The 23,297-nt window shown below is 45.2% G+C and carries 17 protein-coding genes; 10 read left to right on the forward strand and 7 right to left on the reverse strand.

All coding sequences use genetic code 11. From position 1 onward, the window contains the following. The first annotated feature begins 40 nt into the window (after window positions 1–40). Both ACLWOR_RS03655 and ACLWOR_RS03660 read left to right on the forward strand, forming a co-directional pair. A complete protein-coding gene (locus tag ACLWOR_RS03655) occupies window positions 41–1,990 on the forward strand; it encodes a protein kinase domain-containing protein (protein ID WP_413939311.1) in 1,950 nt (649 codons plus the stop codon). Between the two features lie 16 nt (window positions 1,991–2,006). Next, a complete protein-coding gene (locus ACLWOR_RS03660; RefSeq protein ID WP_413939312.1) occupies window positions 2,007–3,788 on the forward strand; it encodes an AMP-dependent synthetase/ligase in 1,782 nt (593 codons plus the stop codon). Window positions 3,789–3,790: 2 nt separating this feature from the next. Here ACLWOR_RS03660 and ACLWOR_RS03665 read toward each other — a convergent pair whose 3' ends face one another. From ACLWOR_RS03665 to ACLWOR_RS03680, 4 genes are all read right to left on the reverse strand, one after another. After that, complete coding sequence (locus tag ACLWOR_RS03665) at window positions 3,791–4,261, reverse strand: hypothetical protein (RefSeq protein WP_413939313.1); 471 nt, start codon at window positions 4,259–4,261, stop codon at window positions 3,791–3,793. Window positions 4,262–4,371: 110 nt separating this feature from the next. Next, window positions 4,372–5,589, reverse strand: a complete 1,218-nt coding sequence (locus ACLWOR_RS03670; RefSeq protein WP_413939314.1) for a hypothetical protein — start codon at window positions 5,587–5,589, stop codon at window positions 4,372–4,374. A 144-nt stretch (window positions 5,590–5,733) separates the two neighbouring features. Beyond that, window positions 5,734–6,480 (reverse strand): hypothetical protein, encoded by a 747-nt coding sequence (locus ACLWOR_RS03675; RefSeq protein ID WP_413939315.1) that lies wholly within the window; start codon window positions 6,478–6,480, stop codon window positions 5,734–5,736. 2 nt (window positions 6,481–6,482) lie between these two features. After that, a complete protein-coding gene (locus ACLWOR_RS03680; protein WP_413939316.1) occupies window positions 6,483–6,995 on the reverse strand; it encodes a hypothetical protein in 513 nt (170 codons plus the stop codon). A 236-nt stretch (window positions 6,996–7,231) separates the two neighbouring features. Here ACLWOR_RS03680 and ACLWOR_RS03685 point away from each other — a divergent pair, with 236 nt between their 5' ends. From ACLWOR_RS03685 to ACLWOR_RS03710, 6 genes are all read left to right on the forward strand, one after another. Further along, window positions 7,232–7,816, forward strand: coding sequence for a hypothetical protein (locus tag ACLWOR_RS03685; protein ID WP_413939317.1), 585 nt, complete (start codon window positions 7,232–7,234; stop codon window positions 7,814–7,816). Between the two features lie 272 nt (window positions 7,817–8,088). Beyond that, window positions 8,089–10,131 carry a M3 family metallopeptidase gene (locus ACLWOR_RS03690; RefSeq protein ID WP_413939318.1) on the forward strand — a complete coding sequence of 681 codons (2,043 nt, stop codon included), beginning with the start codon at window positions 8,089–8,091 and terminating at the stop codon, window positions 10,129–10,131. A gap of 1 nt (window position 10,132) precedes the next feature. Next, window positions 10,133–11,032 carry an NAD(+)/NADH kinase gene (locus ACLWOR_RS03695; RefSeq protein WP_413939319.1) on the forward strand — a complete coding sequence of 300 codons (900 nt, stop codon included), beginning with the start codon at window positions 10,133–10,135 and terminating at the stop codon, window positions 11,030–11,032. Between the two features lie 26 nt (window positions 11,033–11,058). Then, the gene (gene recN / locus ACLWOR_RS03700; RefSeq protein WP_413939320.1) at window positions 11,059–12,756 is read left to right on the forward strand and encodes a DNA repair protein RecN; all 1,698 of its coding nucleotides are present in this window, start codon (window positions 11,059–11,061) and stop codon (window positions 12,754–12,756) included. Between the two features lie 68 nt (window positions 12,757–12,824). Next, entirely contained in the window at window positions 12,825–13,760 is a 936-nt protein-coding gene (locus ACLWOR_RS03705; RefSeq protein ID WP_413939321.1) for an NmrA family NAD(P)-binding protein, read from the forward strand. 9 nt (window positions 13,761–13,769) lie between these two features. After that, the gene (locus ACLWOR_RS03710) at window positions 13,770–15,011 is read left to right on the forward strand and encodes a Bcr/CflA family multidrug efflux MFS transporter (RefSeq protein WP_413940748.1); all 1,242 of its coding nucleotides are present in this window, start codon (window positions 13,770–13,772) and stop codon (window positions 15,009–15,011) included. Window positions 15,012–15,081: 70 nt separating this feature from the next. Here ACLWOR_RS03710 and ACLWOR_RS03715 read toward each other — a convergent pair whose 3' ends face one another. Further along, window positions 15,082–15,579 (reverse strand): Hsp20/alpha crystallin family protein, encoded by a 498-nt coding sequence (locus tag ACLWOR_RS03715; RefSeq protein WP_413939322.1) that lies wholly within the window; start codon window positions 15,577–15,579, stop codon window positions 15,082–15,084. A 242-nt stretch (window positions 15,580–15,821) separates the two neighbouring features. Here ACLWOR_RS03715 and ACLWOR_RS03720 point away from each other — a divergent pair, with 242 nt between their 5' ends. Next, window positions 15,822–17,870 (forward strand): S9 family peptidase, encoded by a 2,049-nt coding sequence (locus ACLWOR_RS03720; RefSeq protein ID WP_413939323.1) that lies wholly within the window; start codon window positions 15,822–15,824, stop codon window positions 17,868–17,870. A 33-nt stretch (window positions 17,871–17,903) separates the two neighbouring features. Here ACLWOR_RS03720 and ACLWOR_RS03725 read toward each other — a convergent pair whose 3' ends face one another. Next, window positions 17,904–18,701 carry a L,D-transpeptidase gene (locus ACLWOR_RS03725; RefSeq protein ID WP_413939324.1) on the reverse strand — a complete coding sequence of 266 codons (798 nt, stop codon included), beginning with the start codon at window positions 18,699–18,701 and terminating at the stop codon, window positions 17,904–17,906. Between the two features lie 182 nt (window positions 18,702–18,883). Between ACLWOR_RS03725 and ACLWOR_RS03730 the strand changes: the two genes are divergently transcribed. Then, entirely contained in the window at window positions 18,884–20,629 is a 1,746-nt protein-coding gene (locus ACLWOR_RS03730; RefSeq protein WP_413939325.1) for a substrate-binding domain-containing protein, read from the forward strand. Here ACLWOR_RS03730 and acnA read toward each other — a convergent pair. After that, window positions 20,626–23,286, reverse strand: a complete 2,661-nt coding sequence (acnA, locus tag ACLWOR_RS03735) for an aconitate hydratase AcnA (protein ID WP_413939326.1) — start codon at window positions 23,284–23,286, stop codon at window positions 20,626–20,628. The genes ACLWOR_RS03730 and acnA overlap by 4 nt on opposite strands. Window positions 23,287–23,297 lie beyond the last annotated feature (11 nt).

Here is a 23,297-nt window from a genome sequence, read left to right on the forward strand (position 1 = left end):
CTATTTTACCGATAGACTCACAAAAGGGGAACAGGATTTCATGTCTCAATCTTCAGTAGAGCATTTTGGAAAATACATTCTGCTTGAGAGACTCGCTGCAGGCGGCATGGCCGAAGTTTATCTGTCGAAATCGACAGGTGCGGTCGGCGTTAATAAATTCGTTGCCATCAAGCGTATCCTCCCACAATTCTCAGACAACCCTGAGTTTATTGATATGTTTAAAGAAGAAGCAAAGATCGCCGTGAACTTGAATCACGGGAACGTTGTTTCTATTTACGATTTCGGTGTGGAAAAAGGTCAGTTCTTCTTGGTTATGGAATATGTGGAAGGCCGTAACCTTCGCCAAATCTTGAATGAACTAAAAAAAGCCAACACCCAATTCACCATTGAACAAATCTCTTACATGATGAAGGAAGTTGCTGCAGGTCTTGACCACGCTCACCGTCTTTTAGACGGTACTACTGGTAAGCCGCTCAATATCGTTCACCGTGACATGAGTCCACAAAACATCATGGTCAGCTTTGAAGGCGAAGTTAAAATTATCGACTTCGGTATCGCCAAAGCCGAAACCCAAATCGAAGCCACAAAAGCTGGAACCCTTAAAGGGAAATACGGCTACATGAGTCCCGAGCAGGCCGACGGTCAGAACATTGACCCGCGCACGGATATTTTCTCTTTGGGTATCGTGTTGTGGGAGCTTCTTGCCAATGACCGCCTCTTCACTTCAAACAGTGAAGCTGCGATCTTGCGCAAAATTCGTGATTGCCAAATTCCAGCGATTCGCAAAATCAATCCAAGCGTTCCGCCGGAACTTGAGCGCATCGTTAATAAAGCACTCGCGAAAGACCGCAGCCTCCGTTATCAAACGGCGGCAGCTCTTCACCGTGATTTGAATCGTTTCTTGAATACACAGTATCCGGAATTCTCTCCGCACGACTTTAGCGTGTTCATGAAAAATGCTTTCGCAGCAGTCTATTTGGAACAAAAAAGAAAGCTTGTGGAATTTGCAAAAATTCAAGCTTTGGGCCAAAACAATAGCACTGACGATAAAACTGTTGTTACGCAGACTGATGTTCGCGGCGGCAGCACTCAAAAAACTATGATTTACACTCCTCCGTCTGCTTCTGGTGAAGCCAACGATGGAGAAGAAAATCTGCAATTAGATACTTCAACAGACATTCGCGTAAATTTGGATAGCTTAAAAGATCCAAATAGACCAAAGATGTCTCGTATCCGTACTGAATCCGTTATCACGCATACTCAAGGGCATACAAAAACAGCCCCAGGAAATACGCGCACGCCAAACCCGATGCATCGAGTTGCAATGGGCCCGTCCGTATTGGAACGAGTCGCAAGCTTTGCAATGCGCTCTGTGATTTTGATGCTTGTCGGTGTTGGTGCCTGGTGGGCCTATGAAAACTACATGCCAACTTCACAAGGACCTTCACGCAGACCGACATCTCCAAATGTAGGTCTGGCACCAACGACAGCGCCAACGGCTCCAGAACAAGCACCTCCGCAAGATACTGTGGATATGGCAGCAACAGCACCTTCTTATGCGGTGACGATCTACAGTCAACCGGATAAAGCGCGTGTTTATATCGACGGTCAAGACACTGGCGAAAACACACCTTACCGTACAACTTTGAAAGCCAACACACCGGCTTCAGTTCGTTTGGTTCTTGAAGGTTATGAACAATTCACAGGTACAGTGACTCCAACATATGAGGCTTACACATTTACAGGAAGTCTCAGCCGTTTGAAGTCGACTGGATATTTGTTTATTCGCATTGTTAACGGTGGTGCTAATCCTGAGTTGCGCATTGGTGGAACACCTGTGCAAATCAAAAGAGACAGTGAGTACTACCCGATTCAAGCTGGCGTTCCTGTGACGATTCAGGTCGTGAATAAGACAACTGGTTTAAGAGCCGAAGCAACAGTGAATATCTCAGCGAATCAAAAGAAAAATATTGAACTTCTTTTGAAGTAATTAGAAAGTTCTCCACATGTCAAAAACCGCCACTCTTGGACAATCTATCCTTGCTTTTCCTCAACGTGATGCGCACAGAGTGGCTGTTAAGTTCAAGGTGAAAGACTCTTGGATTTCCAAGTCATGGCAAGAATACTATCACGATATTGAAACAATTGGATTTGCGCTATTATCACTTGGAGTCCGTCCTGGTGATCGCATAGCGATTATGGCAAACACTCGTTACGAGTGGGCTATTACAGATCTTGCAATCTTTGGTATTAAAGCCATCACTATTCCCATCTATCAAAACAACACGGCAGAAGACGTGGAATATATTCTGAACAACTCAGAAGCAAAATTCCTCTTTTGTGAAAGCCGTGGCTCTTTTAAAACTTTTGAAAGCGTTAAAAGCAAATGCCCAAAAGTTGAAAAAACATTGGTGTTCGAAGAAACTTCTCCGAATGAAAATGTTGTTTCCTGGAAGCAACTCAAAGAAATGGGCGAAGCTTACCGCAAAGGTCATTCTGCCCAATTCAAAGAATTATGTTCCTCGCTTAACCCCTCTGACACGGCAACCATTCTTTACACATCAGGGACAACAGGTCGTCCCAAAGGTGTGATTCTCACTCATCTGCAAGCTTATAGCGAAGTTTCGGAAGCTTTTCCTTTGTGTGGAGTCAGCCCTGACGATACGTCACTAAGCTTTTTACCTTACGCACATATCTTGGGTCGCATTGAACATTGGGGCCATACCTATATCGGCTTCACAATGGCATTTGCGGAAAACTTGGAAAAAATTCGTTCAAACCTTGTCGACATCCGCCCGACTATTTTGGTGTCAGTTCCTCGTATTTTTGAAAAAATCTATGCAGCGATCTGGGCACAAATTCAAACTCAAAAACTGAAACTCAAACTTTTTGAATGGGCTTTAAGTGTGGGTAAAGAAGTCGGCGAATACAAATTAAGCGGCCAGGTACTCCCATTAGATTTGCTAGTTAAATATGAACTTGCCCGTAAGCTTGTCTTGAGCAAAATCACTGACGCTTTCGGGGGGCGTTTGAAGTTTGCCATCAGTGGTGGCGCGCCGATTTCAAAAGACATTGCTCTGTTTTTCCATTCCGCTGGAATTTTGGTTCTTGAAGGTTACGGCCTGACAGAAACAACAGCGGCGATTACAGTGAACACACCCTTCAACTATCGTTTCGGCTCCGTAGGTCGCCCGATTGGCGAAGTGCAATTGAAAATCGCAGAAGATGGCGAGATCCTTGTGAAGAGCGATAAGGTCATGAAGGAATACTACAACAATCCAGAAGCAACGAAAGAAGTTATGACGGATGGTTGGTTCCACACGGGCGACATCGGCGAGATCTTGCAAAGTGGTGATCTTAAAATCACCGATCGCAAAAAAGATCTCATCAAAACAGCCGGTGGAAAATACGTAGCGCCACAGCGCCTAGAAGGTTTTCTAAAACTTTCTCCGTACATCGCGCAAGTTCACATCCACGGCGATCAAAAAAAGTACATCGTCGCATTGCTAACATTGGACCGTCCCAGTGTTGAAGCTCTAGCAAAAGACAACAATGTTCCTTACGACAGCTGGGAACAATTGGTCGAATCTTCGTTTGTACAAAATTTAATGCGTAAAGCAGTCTCAGACGCCAACTCTCAACTCGCAAGTTTTGAGAGCATTAAAAAATACGCGGTTCTTCCAAATGAATTCACCGTTGAAGGTGGCGAGCTGACACCTTCCATGAAGGTCAAAAGAAAAGTCGTCGACCAACGCTTCAAAGAGAAGATCGACAGCCTTTATAACTAAAACTATTTTAAGACAGAATACACAACCTGATATCGTTGCGAATTGCTACGATTGAACTCTAAGACCTCGGCATAAATTCCTAACTGGGGATTCGCAAGGTCGCCGGTCACAACTACCATCGTATTGTTTTTCCAATAGTGGTTACGAGAAAGACTGTCCCTCATATCAAGATTCCAGATACGAAGGGATTTTAAGTAAGCATTCGGGTAAGTGGTACTTCCATTGAATTCTCTTCGGATGAAGTCGGGATAATTCACTGGCGAAGTACGAACCTCGTATCGGCCCTTTATGGTGACGTAGGTTTGATGCTCATCTGAAACAATCATGTGACTATCGAAACAAATTTCCTTCACGATCCAGATGTAAGACGGAACTTTGTCTGATTTGTTTTCATCAAACTTAAAACAAGTTGAAGCAACTGCCGGTAAAGTTAAAAAACTCGCTGCCAAGAACGAAAAAATAGCTTGTTTCACAAGCACTCCTTTGCAATTGGCCTTTGAGTATTTCGAGACACACAAGATTGGTCAAGAGCGCTCCCCACGATATGCTCCCTGAGCAAACGCGTGGGGAATGCCTGTGCTCACTAAAGAGAGAGCTGTCCTTTTTCTAACATATCAAAACCTTTGAATGCGGCTTTCAATTGATCGCTGAATACCGTCGAACGTGCACTTGACACGTCTTCGGTATAACACGGAACAAGGCCCAAAACTTTTTTCCAGATCGTACACTTCACGCGGGTGCCGCAACGATCATTCGTGCAAGCCACTGCAGTTCCGCGGAAGAAACTTAAGTGGGGGTTTATTTCAAAGGCGCGTGTTTGAATCGCAGCCGTACAAGCTTCGCGCTTGTCGTTGCTCTTATCCTGAGGACACATCCAATCAGCAAGAGCTTTTACATATTCATCACGAGAAGATTGCAACGACAATGGTGACTCACTTGGAGTGAGCAATGTCAAATGCACCATCGCTTGTGGCAACAGGTGCGCAGTGGCAGCCGTTGTAAATCCGCGATAGAATCCAAGACCACGACTGAATTCACCGAAGCTGTCAGAATAAGGCTTATTACCTGGCTTTAAGCGCAAGCAATTACCTGTTCTGCAATCTGTTGATTCGCGCACAACAGTTGATGTAGAGCCAATACGGCGTAAGTTGGAAGGATAGTCGCCTTCATCATGGAAATACCAGCGACCGTCACTCATCATTTCTTGAAAATTAGACCCTGTCATCGAACCAAACACCGGGCGATTCCACATGCGTGCACCCGCTGGCGCAATCAACCAACCCGAGTTGCAAGAGTGGAAAACGACGATCGCGTTTTTCGCAAGCACAGAACCAATGGCTCTGAATTCTTCATCTTCTTGAGAAATGCGATCTGATCTTTCTTGCAGGCGAAAACCGTTGTAAGTGTTCGCGTGGCCAAAGAACTGCAATGAAGAAACTGGAACGGATAGATTTTGGAGAGAGCGAACAAGACGGCTTTTATTGAGATCATCTTCATCAGCCCGACGAACTGTCATACCTGCGTTTTTCAGCATGGAAGTTTCAGTTCCCATCGAACCATTCAAGGCACTGATAATAACACGTTGACGTTGTGGGAAGCGATCGCGTGAAACTTTCGCAGCCAAGATCGCGGCCTTTAGAAATTGGGTTCCTTGATTGTCACCAAAACCAGCAACAAAAACGTCCGTTTGAACACCTTCACGAAGCTTAGCCGGCTCAAACGCCACCAAGTAAGCATGAACTGTTTCAAATCTTAGTGCGAAAACAAGAAAGGTGACCCAAAAAAGTAAGCGTTTTTTCATAGCCTTTGACTCCCCATTTATGACTTCTTAATGGGCGTTCTTCTAGCACAAAGGCGTCCGGTCGGACAAAAAATGTAGCGGATTATGAAGAATCTGCACGCGAAAAGCCCACTTTTGCAGGCTTCTTGCTGAGGTGTAATTAAACTAGAGATAAAAGCGGAAGCTCAGGCCAATAAAAAGGCCCGAAAGATCAAGGGATCTCTGTGATCCAGAAGAATCCGTGACCTTATCGCCACTGGTGTGCGATTGATTGAAAATCGTGACGTCTTTTGAGTAAGCCAAGTTATCGATCTTCAAACTGCGATAGCCAAGCTCACAAAGAACCGTCGTGGTATCCGTCATCAAAGCCTCGTGACCAAAGGCTGCGGAATACATGATAGCAGTTCCCTTTGCTTCCGTGGCCGTCTCACTGCCTGGGAACGCGCCCGAACCTGCTGCTGTGAAGGTGTAATCGTTTTTCATCGTCACTGATGCAGAACCCACAGCGACTGAGATATAACTGCGGCTGCTGCCCGTGCCACGAAGATTCACATCGACGGCAAGCTTGGGTAAATATCCCAAGACATCTGAATCAACCGAATAAAGATCTGTCGTTCCGTTGTTGGCTGTGCTGCCATCAAGTTTGGCAGGACTTAACATCTCAAAGCCGAAACGAAAACTCACTTGCGGTCGAGAATAGACAAATCCAAACTCTCCCGAGTAAGCCGTTTTGGATTCGCCCGAGAAAGTAATATTCGCTCCACTCTCCCCTTCGACAGCTCCTTTACCCAGACCGGTTTGTCCAGCCGTTCCACCGAAATACGCAGCAAAGCTTTCTTTACCGAAGTTAAAGACTCTTGCCTCAGCAGAAAAGGGAATTAAGAAAAGAATAAGCCAGAGCGAAAATTTCACGACTATTCCGCCACGATATCAATAACGACTTTGCTCGTACTTTTTTTACCAGCCACTTGATAAACACGAACTTTTGATTTCGGTTTCAAGTCAAAGCTCAAAAGTAAAGAGTTGTCGATTGGATCCATGCTCAACGAAGTTCCGCGAACTGCCAGAGAGTTTTTCATACGAGCTGCGATCTGATGTTCGTTCAGTTTTGATTTCGGCATCTGCGCAAAATCCAAGACCAAGCGTTGTGGATTTTTCTTAAGCTCTGCGAAGTAATAACCTGGCCAACCTTTTTGAGGAGCCCCGTTTTGGTCACCAACATCAATAACCAAACGTTCAAGTTTCTTTTTTGTGTCGGCAGTACGGCGCACATCCAAAAGGGTGAAACCGGCTCCGGCCAATCCGCCAAATGTGGAACCTTCGCCAGAGAGAATTCTATTTACCTTAGGTGCTGCCTTTTTTGCCGGGATAGCGGCCATTGCCAAAGATCCGCACAGAAGGACCAAAACACATCCGATGTATTTCATGATCGACTCCTTTCGATTTATCCATTTAAGCCTGCCATCGAATAGCAAAACTGGCCAGAAAGTTCTGCTCACTTTTTGGTTTTGCGGAGCCTTTTGCGGCGCAGGGTGACCGCTTTTGTCACCCAAACTGAAAAAAGGTGCCCTCATCTCAAAATTACAAGGGTTTCACAGAGTCTCAAAAAGGCACAGAACTTGGAATGGTAAATACCGGAATTAATTTTTAAGGAGCTTATCCTATGAAAAAGCTATTTTGCGTGATGCTAACGACTCTGGCTTTAGTTGCATGTGGTGATGATGGTGGTGGCGGTGGTCAAACTGCTGTGAGCCCTTTGGAACTTCAATGTATCAATGGTCAAGCGAACTGCCCGAATAACGGTTACAATCAGTATCCAGGTTGGTCGGCATATCCTTATGCCTATAACAACGGTTACAACTACGTGAACTATTTTGCACAAAATGGTTTCTGTAACTGCCCATACGGTTCGATTCCTGCTTATAACGGAACAATGGGTTTGGGTTGCGTTCGTAACACATACATCCAACCTTATGTAGGCGCTTACTTCTACTGGAACTTCGGTAACATCTATGCAGGCGCATGGGGTGGTGCTGGTGGTTACCCATACTACAACACATACACATACCCTGGTTACAACTACCCGAACAACTACCCACAATTTTCAAACGTGAATGCTTATCAAGGTCCTTCTTGCACTCAGAACTTGGCGCAATCTTGCTATTTGAATGTTCCAAATAGTTGCGGTGGTGGTCTTGTTTGCCGTCCAACGGCTGCAAACTCAAACCTCGGTATCTGTACTCAATAATTTTAGTAAATTACTAGAGTGGGTGCGGCGCCCCTCTTTCGACTTTTACGCCGCAATTTACAGGGCCTTTGGACGGATCAAACCACCAAGGGCCCGATCCATTTTTGACGCGACCAGTGCGGATTTTAGTGGGGTTTTCGCCTCAGAAATGCCGCATCACAGCTCACTCTTTGATACCTTCAATTCCGCTCTGTAAAACTCTCCCGTTTTTCCTTTATTTTCCCTCTGTCTCGTGAAAGAAAAGAAGATGAATTCTAACACGGGAGAAACACATGTCTAATACCAGCAATCCCTTCTTAAATCCCTTTACAGCCTTCGATGAAGCCGTGCCATTTGATAAGATCAAAGTTGAGCATTTCCTTCCGGCTGTTGACGAGTCGATCGCTCAAGCGAAAAAAAATATCGCTGCTTTAAAAGCAAATACGGCAAAACCTGATTTTGAAAACACAATCGTTGCTTTGGAAGCAGCGTCTGAGCTTTCAGATCGCGTGGCAGGCATTTATGGCAACTTGGAAGTCGCAAACGCCGATGAAGCTCTGCAAGCCTTGGCTAAAGAAATCTATCCAAAACTGACAGCTCTTTCTTCTGATATTGCATTAGATGAAGAAATCTTTAAACGCGTGAAAGCCGTTTATGATGACCGCGCGAATTTGAAGTTGGACAAAGAACAAGCACGCTTGCTTGAGAAAACTTATTTGTCATTCACTCGCAATGGGGCCTTGTTAACAGGTCAAGACAAAGAAACTCTTCGTCAGATCGATCAAGAGTTGTCTGTTCTTGGACCTAAATTTTCTGAGAACGTTTTGAAGTCGACAAATTCGTTTGAAATGATTTTGTCAGACAAGGCTGACGTTGAAGGTTTGCCTGAGGGCGCTCTTGAAGGTGCTGCTGCCATGGCGGAAGCTAAAGGTCAGCCAGGCAAATGGCTCTTTAACTTGCAAATCCCAAGTTACTTGCCGTTTTTGACTTACGCTAAAAACAGAACACTTCGTGAGAAATTGTGGAGAGCTTATGCTTCTCGTTCTTACAAAGGCGAATTTGACAACCAAGACATCGTTAAACAAATCGTCACACTTCGTGATCGTCGTGCGAAACTTTTGGGTTTTGCGACTCATGCTGATTTTGTTTTAGCTGAACGCATGGCTAAAGACCCTCACACGGTTCGCGAATTCTTGAATAAACTTTTGAAGGCATCTAAGGATGCCGGCAAACGTGATTTGAACGAAGTTGCAGACTTTGCAAAAAAGATCGACGGCCTTACAGATATCAAACCTTGGGACTTTGCTTATTACTCTGAAAAGTTGAAAGAAGAAAAGTACGCATTTAATGAAGAAGATCTTCGTCCGTACTTCAAACTTGAAAACGTCGTGGAAGGTGTTTTTGCTCACGCAAAGAAGCTTTACGGTTTGACGTTTAAAGAAAATTCTTCGATTCCAGTTTATCACCCCGAAGTAAAAGCTTACGAGATCTACGAAGAAAAATCTGGCAAGTATGTTGGATTGTTCTACACAGACTTCTTCCCACGCGAGACTAAAAAAGGCGGCGCTTGGATGACGGAATTCCGTGGCCAAGGCTACTTGGGCGGAAAAATGCGTCGTCCACACGTCAGCATCGTATGTAACTTCACTCAACCGACTCCAACGAAGCCGTCACTTTTGACTTACGATGAAGTGCGCACGTTGTTCCATGAATTCGGTCATGCTTTGCACGGCATGTTGTCTGATTGCCACTACCGTTCATTGTCGGGAACGAATGTTTACTGGGACTTCGTCGAACTTCCTTCTCAGATCATGGAAAACTGGGTGGGCGAAAAAGAAGGCTTGGACCTTTTTGCTCGTCACTATGAAACAAACGCTCCAATGCCAGCAGACTTAATCGAGAAATTGAAGAAGTCGCAAAAATTCCAAGCTGGTTGGATGAGCTGCCGTCAATTGCAGTTTGGTATGATGGACATGGCATGGCACACGGCGGATCCGAAATCAATCACGGACGTGGATGCGTTCGAAGAACAAGCAACGGCCGAAACTCGTCTCTTCCCTAAGCTCGAAGGCACAAATAACTCATGCAGCTTTAGTCACATCTTTGCAGGGGGCTACTCTGCCGGATATTATTCTTACAAATGGGCGGAAGTTTTGGATGCCGATGCCTTTGAATACTTCAAAGAAAAAGGCCTCTTTAACCAAGAAGTCGCTCAGAAGTTTAAAGACAATATCTTGAGCCGTGGCGGTACGGAACATCCGATGGAACTTTACAAACGTTTCCGTGGACGTGAGCCAGATCCAAACGCACTTTTGAGAAGAGATGGATTGATCTAAGATGACAGCGAACGCGAAACCTAAAAGCAAATGGACGTTAAATCCGGATCATAGCATTGCGATCGTATACCGTCTGGAAACAGCTCAGGCGGTTTCTCTCGCTAAGAAAGTGGCGGAGTACCTGAAAGATCAAGGTCACGATGTTATGACGGCTCCTGATCAAAAATTAATTCCAGGAACAAAAGCCATCAAAGGTGCACGCCAACTCGACAAAGTCGGTTTGGTGATTGTTTTAGGTGGTGATGGAACTTATTTGCGTGCCGTTCGTAATTTGGAAGGCCGTAGCGTTCCGATTTTAGGTTTTAACATGGGCTCGTTGGGTTTCCTGACAGCGCATCCAGTTGATTCAGTGTTTGCGACCATTGATGCGACTCTTAAAGGGAAAATGGACTTGCGCCCACGCTCGATGATCTTTGCAAAAATCTTGCGTAAAGGAAAAGTGCGAAACGAGTACCATGCGCTGAATGACGTAGTGATTGAAAGAGGCTCCATGTCTCAATTGATCAACACAGCGATTTATTCTGAAAAGTTTTTAGTGAGCGAAGTGAAGGCCGATGGTTTTATCGTCGCCAGTCCTTCAGGCTCTACGGCGTACAACTTGGCTGCGGGAGGACCCATTCTGCATCCGGAGTCGCCGGTATTTGTGGTGACGCCAGTCGCACCTCACAGCTTGACGTCCCGTCCGCTGATTTTCCCAGACAATAAAGAATTGTCGTTTAAATTGGACGGTAAAACGCAGAAGGCGCATTTTATCGTGGACGGACAAAAAATGACGGAAATTACAGCCGATGATGAAGTCGTGCTAACACGTTCTTGTTATGATCATTGGATGGTTCGCCAGCCAGATCACAACTTTTTCCACCTACTACGTGAAAAGTTGAAATTCGGCGATCGCAATTAGTTTTATTCGGCCCGGAGGGGGATACGATGTTACTAGAATTGAAAGTTTCTAATTTCGCAATTATCGAGAACCTGCATATCTCGTTTAAAAATGGTTTGAACATTTTAAGTGGTGAAACAGGTGCTGGAAAATCCGTGCTCTTAAAAAGCTTGGCGCTGCTTATGGGTGGCAAGTCTTCAAGCGATACAATTCGCACGGGCGCTTCCCAAGCAACAATTGAAGGTTCTTTTGATTTAAGTAAACGTCCTGATATCGTCGCAAATCTTCAGGCCATGGGCATTGAAACTGACGAGGACACTTTGATTGTTCGCCGCGTGTTGAGCGCTGGTGATAAATCGAAAGTTTACCTGAATGGCTCTTTGAGCACATTAAACAGCCTTCGTGATACAGTCGCTCCCCTTGTAGAACTCGCAGGTCATGCGGCTCCTTTGATTGAAATGACAGGCCAGCACGAAAATCGCAACTTGATGTCGAAAGCTTACCACTTGGATCTTTTGGATCAGTATGCAGGTACCTGGGATAAACGCTTACTTTTCAGTGAAAAATACGCGCGCTACAACGCGATTTTTGAGGAAATCACAAAACTTGAAAGCGATGCTAAACAAAAAGCCCAGCGCCTGGATTTCTTGGTTTATCAACGTGATGAGATTGCAAATTTAGATCTATCGCCAGGTGAAGACCAAGAACTTGAAATCGAAGTTAAAAAACTTAAGAACTCCAGCCGCATCGGCAATTTCGTGGATCAAGCTGAGGCAGCTCTTTACACAGACGATGATTCAGCCATCACGCGCTTAAATACAGTGCTCAAAAAGGGATTGGAACTTGCAAGCTTGGATCCGCAAATCGCCTCTAAGCTTGAGAATCTTGAGCAAGCCAAAGCCTTGATTGATGAAAGTGTCTACGAACTCCGCCAGTACTCTTCTAAGATTGATGCTGACCCACAACGCCTGGAAGAGGTTGAAAGCCGCTTGAGTGACTTGCGTAAGTTGCAAAAGAAATACGGCTCCAGCGTTGACGATATCTTAAAAGCCCTGATGGAAATGGAAATCGAAATCTCGAATTTACAAAATTCAGAGAGCAAGATTGAAAGCCTAAAAAAAGAAGCTTCAGCGATTCGTAAAGAATTGGAAGCTCTGGGTGCAGATCTTCACAAACGTCGCGTAAAAGGAGCCGAGCTTCTTGCGGCAAGCGTGAATGAAGAACTTTTGGATCTGAACATGAAGGGCGTTACTTTCCACGTAAATCTGGAAGCTTTGAAAGAGCTTTCCGCGACGGGTTTAACGGATGCGGAATTTATGAGTCAAACATCCGCTAAAGACGTGAAACGTCCATTGGCGAAGTTTGCTTCGGGTGGTGAACTGTCACGTATCTTGTTGTCTTTGAAACGCGTTGTCGGCTCGAGCCACCAACCCCGCACTTATCTTTTTGATGAAGTGGATACGGGAGTTTCTGGCGAAACGGCAGAGAAAGTGGGACGTAAACTGAAGACCATTGCTAAAGGACAACAGGTGATCTGTGTCACTCACTTGCCACAAGTGGCAGCATTTGGTGATTCTCACTTCTTTATCCAAAAGTCTCCGCAAACAGATTCGGTGGCGATGCTTGTGTCAGAACTCAAGAAAAAGGACCGTGTTCAAGAATTGGCGCGTTTGATTTCCGGTGAGAAGATTTCAAAAACTTCTCTGGCTCACGCCGAACAACTTTTGACAGAGGCCCACGCCTAGACTTTCTTTTCAGTAACTTTGTTCTCCCCTGCTCTTGCATGAAACTGAGAGGGACAGGGGAGGCTGCTATGATTCTCGTAATTGGAGCCACAGGACAGATTGGCTCAAAAATCGTCACTCATCTTTTAGCCAATGGACAGCAAGTACGCTGTGTTGCTCGGAAATTCCCCAACAAAGAACTTTTCCGCGGGGCTGAGTTCGCCATTGGAGATATCAACCATGTTGCGTTCCTCGCAGATGCCATGCGCGGTTGTACGGCGGCCTTCATTATGATTCCGCCCGATATGAAAGCCACCGAAGTTCGCTTCTATCAAAATAAAATCGGTGAAGTGATCGCCGAAGCCATCGAAGAAGTCGGATTAAAAAAAGTCGTCAACCTCAGTAGCGTCGGCGCGGAGCTGGAAGCCGGCACAGGACCGATTTTAGGTTTGCACGATCAAGAAGAGCGACTCAATGAAATCACTCATGCTGATATCGTGCATTTGCGACCTACTTTCTTTATGGAAAACTTATTGGCTGGAATACCGTCTATTATCAGTATGAATCGCTTTTTCGGAACAACGCCGGGTGATGTGCCGCTACACATGATCGCCACTCGCGATATCGCCGCCCGAGCGGCATTCTTGCTGATGAATCCAAACTTCACCTCGCACAATGTGGAATATCTCTTAGGTGAACGAGAACTCACATTCAACGAAGCGATTGGCATTCTCGGTAATACAATTCAAAAACCGGATTTGGAATATGTCGAAGTGCCGCCACAAGAAATGCGCAATTACTATATCGGAGCCGGCATGAGCGAAGATTGGGCCGATTCACTGCTGGAAATGGAAGCTGCACTGGCAAATGGAACTATCAACGCGACAGTCAGCCGTGACAAAGTTAATACGACGGCTACATCTATTGAGGAGTTTGCTCGTACGACATTCTTGGATGCGTATCGAAAAGCGATGACAACAGACATTACTCATCGCACGCCTCCAAGCAGGGATGCTCATATTTAATAAGCACTCCTGAAGGCAGTAACAAACAACGGACTTCTTTGGTATAACAGTTTTATGTCTATACAAGCTCAAGTTCAAACCAACGAAGTCCGATTCAATCAAGTTCTCCTCGTACTCGGAAGCCTCACCGCTTTTGGCCCCCTGTCCATCGATATGTATCTGCCTTCGTTTCCCGCAATTGCGGAAGACCTCCATGCGTCTCTTTCTTCGGTTCAGCTTTCGTTAGCAGCATTTTTTATTGGCTTGGCTTTGGGACAGATTTTTTATGGGCCTCTCACGGATCGCTTTGGTCGTAAGCCACCGCTGTATTTGGGAATGGGCATTTACACATTGGCCTCTTTGGTTTGTGCTTTCACTAAAAACGTTGAGATGTTAATTGCCTTTCGCTTTTTGCAAGCTTTGGGATCCTGTTCAGGCGTGGTGATCTCGCGGGCGGCTGTTCGCGATTTATTTTCACAGCAAGACACAGCGAAAGTCTTTTCACTGTTAATGTTGATCACGGGAATTGCGCCGATTTTGGCTCCTCTTCTAGGTGGATATATTTCCACTACGTTTGGATGGCGCGCCATATTCTTGCTACTAGCAATACTAAGTGCAGCTTGCTTGTTTGCAGTTCTCTTTTTCCTCCCCGAAACACATAAACCCGATGCGCGTGTGCGTATTCAGGATTCATTTAAAATTTATGGCAAGATTTTTAAAGATCGTCGTTTCTTGGGTTTTGCGATTTCTGGTGGTGCCGCTCAAGCCGGTATGTTTGCTTACATCACAGGTTCACCGTTTGTGTTTATCAATCATTTTGGTGTACCGGCAGAAAAGTTTGGATGGATTTTTGGTACAAATGCTTTGGGACTTATTATTTCATCCCAAATTAATGGTCGCCTGCTGATGCGCTGGGGATATGAAGATATCCTTGGAAAAATCTATTGGTGGCTTGCTGGCATGGGAGTCGTGCTTGCTGTTGCGGGATTTTCCAACTGGAACTTTTGGGGTGTTGCAATTCCTGTGTTTTTATTTGTGGCAAGCCTTGGGATGAGCTTTCCAAATTCCAGTGCTGGTGCAATGGCGACACAAAAACAGAGTGCCGGAAGTGCCTCTGCTCTTTTGGGAACTTTGCAATTTACGATTTCTGCCTGCTTCTCGGCAATTGTCAGCAAACTTCATGACGGCACCATTTTGCCAATGTGTGGAACTATGGCCGTATGTGGCCTTCTTTCGTTGGTCATTTACAAAATGATGGTGAAACCGGCTTGATGGGGAATCAAACCGGTTTCGGGAGTTCTGGTGATCAAGAGAACCTCAACCACCAGACTCTAGGGAAGGGTTAGTGGGCAGCGGTTGAGTCCGCTAGAGATTTTCCAAAAAAGTTTCCTTTCTCGGAGTTGATTTCAATTGTTTTAGCTTGTGCAACTGGAGTTTTCGGCAAGTAAAGGCTGAGAACACCGTTCTCGTATTGCGCTTCAATCTTGTCTTCATCCACAGTTGTTGGGAGTGAAAAGCTTTTCTTGAAAGCGCCGTAGACTCGTTCAAAACTTTGAACGTTCTTCGTTCCTTCAGGTCTCGCTTCTTGTTTTCGCTCTCCCGAAATAGTTAAGATATTTTCCTTCATCTCAATTTTAATATCTTCTTTCTTCATTCCCGGCAGATCAAAACTCATAAGATAGTGCTCGGCACTCTCTGCGATTTCTCCAGCCAGATTGAAGTTCCTTGAGACGCGTGCAGCAGGGCTTGTCTTTGCTAAATCAGCAAACACGCGATCTACTTCGTCGAAAAAATTTGTCGTCACAGGTTCATGCGTCCAATAAGGTGTTAGAATTCTCATTGCAAACCTCCTCTATAGGTTCATCATTCTGAGTAAAAGATGTTTTCGAATTTATTCTTGTCAAGGCGATGCCAAAATATTTTTTAATGCACTCCCCTAAGACGCTGTTTTCCTTAATAAACTCGAATCGACCTAAGTCGGACCCTTTTTTGTTTCTATCTGATTCAAGAAAGCAGTAACATTTTGAAATGATAAAGATGAAACACACCTGTTATCTATTTGTTCTACTAGGAGTTTCTTGTATGCATGCTGGTTCACGCGAATATCCACAACCGAAAAAATTAAATCACGCTCTTTCGAAACACGATGATCAGCGTGTGGATCCATATTTCTGGATGCGTGAAAGAGAAAATCCGGAAGTCGTGAAACATTTGAAAGCTGAAAATGACTATACAGCTCTCATGATGAAGCCGGTCGCAAAATTGGAAAAAGAGCTTTTCACAGAATTAAAATCTCGTGTGAAAGAAGATGACTCCACAGTCCCGGTAAAAGACGGCAATTACTATTATGCCGCCCGCTACGAAATGGGAGCCCAATATCCGTTGTACGTTCGCCACAAGGGATCCCCGACTGCTCCAGAAGAAATCATTTTAAATGAGCCAGAATTGGCCAAGAACCACTCGTACTTCGAATCATCAGGGCCGATGATGAGTCCATCCCACGATATTATGGCCTACGCCGTGGATACTGTGGGTCGCCGATTCTATACAATTTATTTTAAGGACCTGCGCACCGGAAAAATGTTGCCAGATAAAATCGAAAACGTGCGACCGGGAGTTGCGTGGGGCAATGACAACGAAACGATTTTCTATACACAACACAATCCTGAAACTTTGAGAACGGAAAAAGTTTTTCGCTACAGCTTAAAAACTCATAAAAGCGAACTGATATATTTTGAAAAGGATGAAACTTTCTCTGTCGGAGTTGGCAAATCCTTGTCGGATAAATTTATCTATCTTGTATCAGGAAGTACTTTAACATCTGAAGTGCAATACCTGAGTGCGGACCATCCCCATGGGACATTCAAAATCTTCACTCCGCGCCAAAGAGAACATGAATATTCCGTCGATGATAATGGGAAACAGTTCTTTATTGTGTCGAACCGAAATGCAAAAAATCACAAAGTAATGGTGACGGACCTTGATCATACTGATGAGAAGCACTGGAAAGAACTCATCCCTCACCGTCCCGACGTGTACGTGGAAAATATCACTGTCTTCAAAAATTATCTGGTCTTAGACGAGCGCACTAAAGGCTTAGCTCGCATTTCTATTTACGATCACAAAGGACAAAATCCTTACGTGATTCCGTTTAAAGATTCCGCGTATTTGGTTTCAGTCGGCGACAACCGCGAATTTGACACAGATCTTCTGCGTTTTGAATACGAATCCATGCGCCAGCCACCGTCGGTTTATGATTTGCATCTAAAAACGCATGCGCAGGAACTCAAAAAACAAAAAGAGGTTCCTAACTATGATCCGGAACTCTACCGCACTGAAAGACTGTTTATTAAGGTGCGCGACGGCGCTGAGGTCCCTGTTTCACTCGTGATGAAAAAAGATCTTCCATTAGATGGGACAGCACCGATGCTGGTTTATGGCTATGGATCTTACGGAGCCAACATGGACCCTTGGTTCAGCTCCTCAGCTTTCAGCTTGGTAAATCGTGGCTTTGTCTATGCGATTGCCCACATTCGTGGCGGCTCGGAAATGGGACGTGAATGGTACGACAACGGCAGAACCATGAATAAGAAAAACACCTTCTACGATTTCATCGATTGCACAGAAGGACTTGTTAAACTGAAATACGCCAACCGTCATCGTATTTACGCCATGGGTGGAAGCGCGGGCGGACTGTTGATGGGGGCGGTTATGAACGAACGCCCTGACCTCTATAACGGTATGGTGGCGCAAGTTCCATTCGTCGACGTGATTACAACAATGCTGGATGATACAATTCCATTAACAACGTCAGAATACGACGAGTGGGGAAATCCAAACGAAAAGGCCGCCTACGACTATATCAAATCGTATTCGCCCTACGACAACGTCACAGACAAAAAATATCCAAACGTTTTGGTCACCACAGGTTTCCATGACTCGCAAGTTCAGTATTGGGAACCGGCAAAATGGGTCGCAAAACTGCGTGATCACAATAAAGCTTCAACAATGATTCTATTAAAAACAGATCTAGAGGCTGGCCACGGCGGAGCATCCGGTCGATTCGACCAGCTTAAAGAAAAAGCCACGGAATTTGCTTTCATCTTGGAAGTCGATCAAAAAGCGAAATAAAAAAAGCCCGGTCGAACCGGGCTTTTTTTGAGGTTAGTTAGAAACGTCTTCTACGATAATAAGAGCGCTGTAGTTTTTGAACTTCTTCACTTTTTGGTTCTTAGGGTTCACCCAAGTTTGTGAAGTCGAGTAAACGATGTTGCCTTGAGCATCAAGTACCGGCGTTCCGTCTTTGTTAACAAGCGGAGTATTCGCTCCTTCGGTTAATTCAACACGACTGAACACATCTTCCGCAGTTCCTTCCGGCAAACGAATACATCCGCCAGAAGCACGGCTTCCCAGATACTTCGCATACTTCGGATAAACTTGGTGCAAAGCCAATCCGTTTTCAACGTCAAAGAAAACCGCGAACGGCATGTCACTGTCCCAAGAGCTTGACTCGTGATCACGAGACAAGAATTTTGGCGTGTAATATCCCGTTGGAGTGTTTGACCAATAAGATGCTGGAGGTGCGCCTGTGCAAGCTTGAGTTTTACGTTTCAACTCGAAGCCTTCACGGCCCGTTGAAATTTTGGTATTGATGATGAGATACCCATTTTCATAAACGCGCATTGTTTGCGCTGTTGGGCCTCTTTCAGCTTTATTGACAACGATCACGTAACGGAAATCACGGATCCAAGGTTTTTCGTGAACTTGGTCCAATGAAAACCCGCCCACGATGTTATCGGCCAATTTAGGTGTGTTGGCTTTTTCAAATTCGATCAAAGGACGATCGATTTCTTCGTATTTACAGTCATGAAATACGTTTTTTACTTTACCCCAGAAGGAAGCAGACGCCGTTTGCGCCATCGCAAGAACAACCACGGAACTGATGAGTGCTTTCACTTTCATTGGTTTCTCCTTATTAAACCGCTGGAGCATACCACACCTTGTTTGTTGGCACTCATGTCGAATATTTTGACAGGTAAAAAGGTAAACCCTAACGGCTGACAGTGTTTCCTATTCTTCTATACAAGAAGCAAAATCGCGTTTCCGGGTTTGGCTCCCTTAAAGCCAGCCGTTATACTGACGAAGTGAAATTCATTTTCTTCTTCTACCTCTGTTTGCTTCTTACTACAGCACAAGCTCGGGCCGCGACCTGGAAAGTTCCCGTTCTTTTCTGGAGCATGAAAATTGAGGGTCAGGTCGCCATGCGAAAGGGTTTTGAAGAGGAGATCGCTAAATTCAACAGCTCTGGTAAAGACGAAATTCACATTCAAGCATTTGTGGCCGGCGAAGGACGCAAAGGTGTCCTGAATCAAATTTCTCAATTAGAACGAACTCTCCAAAGCAATCCCCCAGCTCTCGTTATTCAACCGACAGATAACTCGGCCCTTGCCCTTGGACTACAAGAGGCCAACCGCAAAAAAATCCCGGTGATCACATACGATCAATACATCGTCAACGGCTCGATTCTGTCTTATGTGACGAGTGATAATTATCAGGCCGGTTGGGACAACGGCATTTATATCAACTCTCTTTTTGATGCGAAAAAAAATCTTCGTATTGTCGTCTTTGAATATCCTCGAGTTTCCTCCACCACCGAACGCGTTGATGGCTTTTTCGATGCCCTTCGCAAACAAGACCGACGCTTTACCGTTCTTAAAACTTACGAGGCCGTGGATCCCACGTCTGGTGCAATCGCCGTTAAAAACTTTCTCAAAGATTTTCCAGCAAAAGGCAGTGTCGATTTAATTCTCACTGTTAATGACGGCGGCGGCATCACAATTGTAAAACAGCTTGTAGCAAAATCTCGAACGGAAATCGTGCACGCCACATTTGATGGAGACCCGGCTTCGGTCCAAAACATTCAGGAAAAGAAACTAACTGTGATTGACTCAGCTCAGTTTTGCGCAGAACTGGGGCGCGAAACCGCGCGTTCTCTGATCGCGCATTTAAAAAAAATGCCGACTGAGAGCAAAAAACTAATTCCGACTTTTCCCGTTACATCAAAAAGTCTTGCGCAATATCCTGGCTGGATGGGCGTACCAACAACCCAAAGGAAAACAGAGCCAGCTCCCAAGCGCCGCCTTGCACCTTTGCGACGTTCAGAAACCGAACGACTGATCATTAAAATAGGCGTTCCACCCCTTTGCCCCTATTTGTGCGAGCAAGGGCCTGGAAAATGGGGGGGATATCTTTTTGATATTCTTCAAGACATTGCGAATAAAAATAACTTCACACTGCAGATTGAAAGTATCGTGCAATCTCGGCAAATTCCCTCGTTGCAGATGCACCGAGTGAATTACATTATTGTTCCTGCGGACATGGTTCGTTATCTCTCCCAAATACGCCTCGTCGGCCCTTCTTTAGGAGTGATGTTCGTAGGCGCATTGGTACCACAGGAAAACAAAGAGACCTTAATTGACGAAGAGTATATTTCGAAAAAGCGCTTAGTCCTTTCCGGAGTCGCCGGCGATGGCACGGAAGGAATTTTTGATCACGTCAACACGCCAAGAGTGACAAAACTGACCGGCGCGGATGCTCCAGACCGCATGGTGAAAATGATCTATGATCGAAGAGTGGACTTGGCTCTCGGAGATTACAATGTCTTGAGCTATTCGCTTCTTAAAAAAGCAGAAGCCAATTTGCAGCTTTTGCCAACTTCACTGACTGGTTTTAATTCCATTGTTTTAGTCAGCAAGCCCAAGGATTCTGACTACGGTGGGCTCCCCCAGTATCTAAACGATTGGTTTATCGACGCTCGTAAATCAGGCCAGCTTGAGAAAATACTCAATCGGTATAATCTCAAGGACTGGCAACTTTTCTTACGCGACTAAAGTTTTCTTAAAACGTACTGCAAAATTCCTCCATTTCGGTAGTACTCAAGCTCAACAGCCGTATCAATACGTGATCTGGCTATAAAGTCCTCTTTCTTGCCTGATGAGCGCGTAATGGTAACTTTGATATCTTGTTGAGGCTTCATTCCACTCTCAATTCCATGAATATCAATCTTCTCTGTTCCATCCAACGCCAATGTTTGACGATTCACGCCTTCGTGGAATTGCAAAGGCAAGACACCCATACCAATTAAGTTCGAACGATGAATACGCTCAAAACTTTCCGCGATCACAGCTCGGACACCTAAAAGCAAAGTTCCTTTGGCAGCCCAGTCACGAGAAGAACCCGTGCCGTACTCTTTACCTGCAAAAACAACGAGTGGGGTATGGCTCTCTTTGTATTTCATCGCGGCATCATAAATAGCCATGGTTTCACCAGAGGGCACATATTTGGTCATTCCACCTTCAATACCTTGAAGCATTTCATTTTTGATACGGATATTAGCAAAAGTTCCGCGCACCATCACTTCGTCATTTCCGCGACGTGATCCGTAAGAGTTGAAATCTTTCACATCAACACCATGTGAAGTCAGATAGCGGCCGGCCGGAGAATCTTTCTTAATGCTTCCCGCCGGAGAAATATGGTCTGTTGTTATCGAATCACCAAGAACCGCCAAAATATGTGCGCCAGAAATACTTTTTAATGTTCCCGGAGCTTTTCCCATCCCTTCGAAGTAGGGAGGATTTTTAATATAAGTGCTGGCCGCCCAATCATAAGTATCCGTCGCACGCGCATTGAGTTTGCGCCAGTCATCGGTCCCAGTGAAGACATTCTCGTAGCGATCGGCAAACATTTTGCTCTCGACACTTTTTTCAACAGCTTCACGGATTTCTTTTTGTGATGGCCAAATATCTTTAAGGTAAATCGGCTCGCCATTTTTATCTTTACCAATTGGCTCTCGTGCCAGATCGCTTTGCATGCGTCCGGCAAGTGCGTAGGCCACAACAAGCAATGGCGATGCTAAATAGTTGGCGCGCACATGAGGATTGATGCGTCCTTCAAAGTTACGATTTCCAGAAAGGACCGAGCACACAACCAAGTTCCCCTTTTCAACGGCTGAAGCAATTGTTGGGGGTAGAGGACCTGAATTTCCAATGCAAGTCGTGCAACCATATCCTACTAAGTTGAACCCAAGTTTATCCAAATAAGTTTGCAAACCCGCGCGTGCTAAGTAGTCCGTGACGACTTGTGATCCTGGAGCAAGCGAAGTTTTCACCCAAGGTTTGACTTGCATACCTTTTTCAACAGCTTTTTTCGCCAGAAGTCCCGCCCCAATCATTACTGAAGGGTTTGAAGTGTTCGTACAGCTGGTGATCGCGGCAATGACGACATCCCCGTTCTCTAAAGAATAATTTGCATTTTCAACCGGTACTTTTGTGTCTGGGGCTTTAAAGCTTGAAATCAATTGCGATTTAAAATCGGCGGCAGCTTCAAGAAGTGGCACGCGATCCTGTGGTCTTTTCGGTCCTGCTAACGAAGATTCAACAGTTGAAAGATCTAATTCCAAAGTATCGTGGAATTGCATGTGCTTTTCATTTTCATCCGTACGCCACAGACCTGTTTCTTTCGCGTATTTTTCGACGAGCTCGATAGTTTCATCAGGACGACCCGATAACTTCAAATAGCGAATCGTTTCGTTGTCGATAGGGAAAAATCCACAAGTCGCACCGTATTCGGGAGCCATATTGGCGATCGTCGCACGGTCTGCCAAACTCATCGCGGAAAGACCCGGGCCATAAAACTCAACAAACTTACCGACGACACCACGTTTGCGTAGCATTTGAGTCACAGTCAGAACAAGATCTGTTGCCGTCACACCTTCATGCAGCTGACCAGATAAGCGGAAGCCCACCACTTCAGGAATCAACATGCTCAAAGGTTGACCTAACATCACAGCTTCGGCTTCGATCCCACCGACGCCCCAACCCAACACGGCCAGCCCATTGATCATCGTTGTGTGACTGTCAGTACCGACAAGCGTATCTGGGTAAGCCCAGTTGTCCTGTCCCACACGATTGTGCCAAACAGTTTTACCAAGATACTCAAGATTCACCTGATGACAAATTCCCATTCCTGGGGGAACGACACGGAAATTACGGAAGGCGCCTTGCCCCCATTTAAGAAAGACGTAGCGCTCAAAATTGCGATGAAATTCTTCTTTGACGTTTTCATCGAAAGAATTTGGTGATGCAAATGAGTCCACCATCACCGAGTGATCAATGACGAGATCTACCGGCACGAGTGGATTGATCTTGTGCGGATCACCGCCCAAATTTTTCATCGCATCTCGCATCGCCGCCAAATCAACAACAGCAGGAACGCCAGTGAAGTCTTGCATCAAGACGCGGGCCGGATAAAAGGAAATTTCTCGAGAAAGAGATTTTTTATCCATACTAAGAAGAGAATCAATGTCTTCTTTACTAACATGAAGTCCATCTTCGTGACGCAAAAGATTTTCCAAAAGCACGCGCAACGAAATTGGCAGCTTACTAAGATTTGGATGGGAAATCTTTTTCTGGTTGAAAATCGTGTAGGTGTTGTTGCCGACTTGAAGAGTCGACTTTGTTTTAAAACTGTCTTTGGATTGAACTAGCATGAGGGCTTCCT

The sequence above is a fragment of the Bdellovibrio sp. HCB2-146 genome, from assembly GCF_047345725.1.
In the GTDB taxonomy this organism is placed as follows: Bacteria; Bdellovibrionota; Bdellovibrionia; order Bdellovibrionales; family Bdellovibrionaceae; genus Bdellovibrio.

Bases quoted from the DNA above. Each gene is read 5' to 3' on its own strand.
- acnA (WP_413939326.1), bottom strand. From the start codon at position 23,286: ATGCTAGTTCAATCCAAAGACAGTTTTAAAACAAAGTCGACTCTTCAA.
- ACLWOR_RS03655 (WP_413939311.1), top strand. From the start codon at position 41: ATGTCTCAATCTTCAGTAGAGCATTTTGGAAAATACATTCTGCTTGAG.
- ACLWOR_RS03695 (WP_413939319.1), top strand. From the start codon at position 10,133: ATGACAGCGAACGCGAAACCTAAAAGCAAATGGACGTTAAATCCGGAT.
- ACLWOR_RS03680 (WP_413939316.1), bottom strand. From the start codon at position 6,995: ATGAAATACATCGGATGTGTTTTGGTCCTTCTGTGCGGATCTTTGGCA.
- recN (WP_413939320.1), top strand. From the start codon at position 11,059: ATGTTACTAGAATTGAAAGTTTCTAATTTCGCAATTATCGAGAACCTG.
- ACLWOR_RS03720 (WP_413939323.1), top strand. From the start codon at position 15,822: ATGCATGCTGGTTCACGCGAATATCCACAACCGAAAAAATTAAATCAC.
- ACLWOR_RS03670 (WP_413939314.1), bottom strand. From the start codon at position 5,589: ATGAAAAAACGCTTACTTTTTTGGGTCACCTTTCTTGTTTTCGCACTA.
- ACLWOR_RS03725 (WP_413939324.1), bottom strand. From the start codon at position 18,701: ATGAAAGTGAAAGCACTCATCAGTTCCGTGGTTGTTCTTGCGATGGCG.
- ACLWOR_RS03715 (WP_413939322.1), bottom strand. From the start codon at position 15,579: ATGAGAATTCTAACACCTTATTGGACGCATGAACCTGTGACGACAAAT.
- ACLWOR_RS03690 (WP_413939318.1), top strand. From the start codon at position 8,089: ATGTCTAATACCAGCAATCCCTTCTTAAATCCCTTTACAGCCTTCGAT.
- ACLWOR_RS03660 (WP_413939312.1), top strand. From the start codon at position 2,007: ATGTCAAAAACCGCCACTCTTGGACAATCTATCCTTGCTTTTCCTCAA.
- ACLWOR_RS03685 (WP_413939317.1), top strand. From the start codon at position 7,232: ATGAAAAAGCTATTTTGCGTGATGCTAACGACTCTGGCTTTAGTTGCA.
- ACLWOR_RS03705 (WP_413939321.1), top strand. From the start codon at position 12,825: ATGATTCTCGTAATTGGAGCCACAGGACAGATTGGCTCAAAAATCGTC.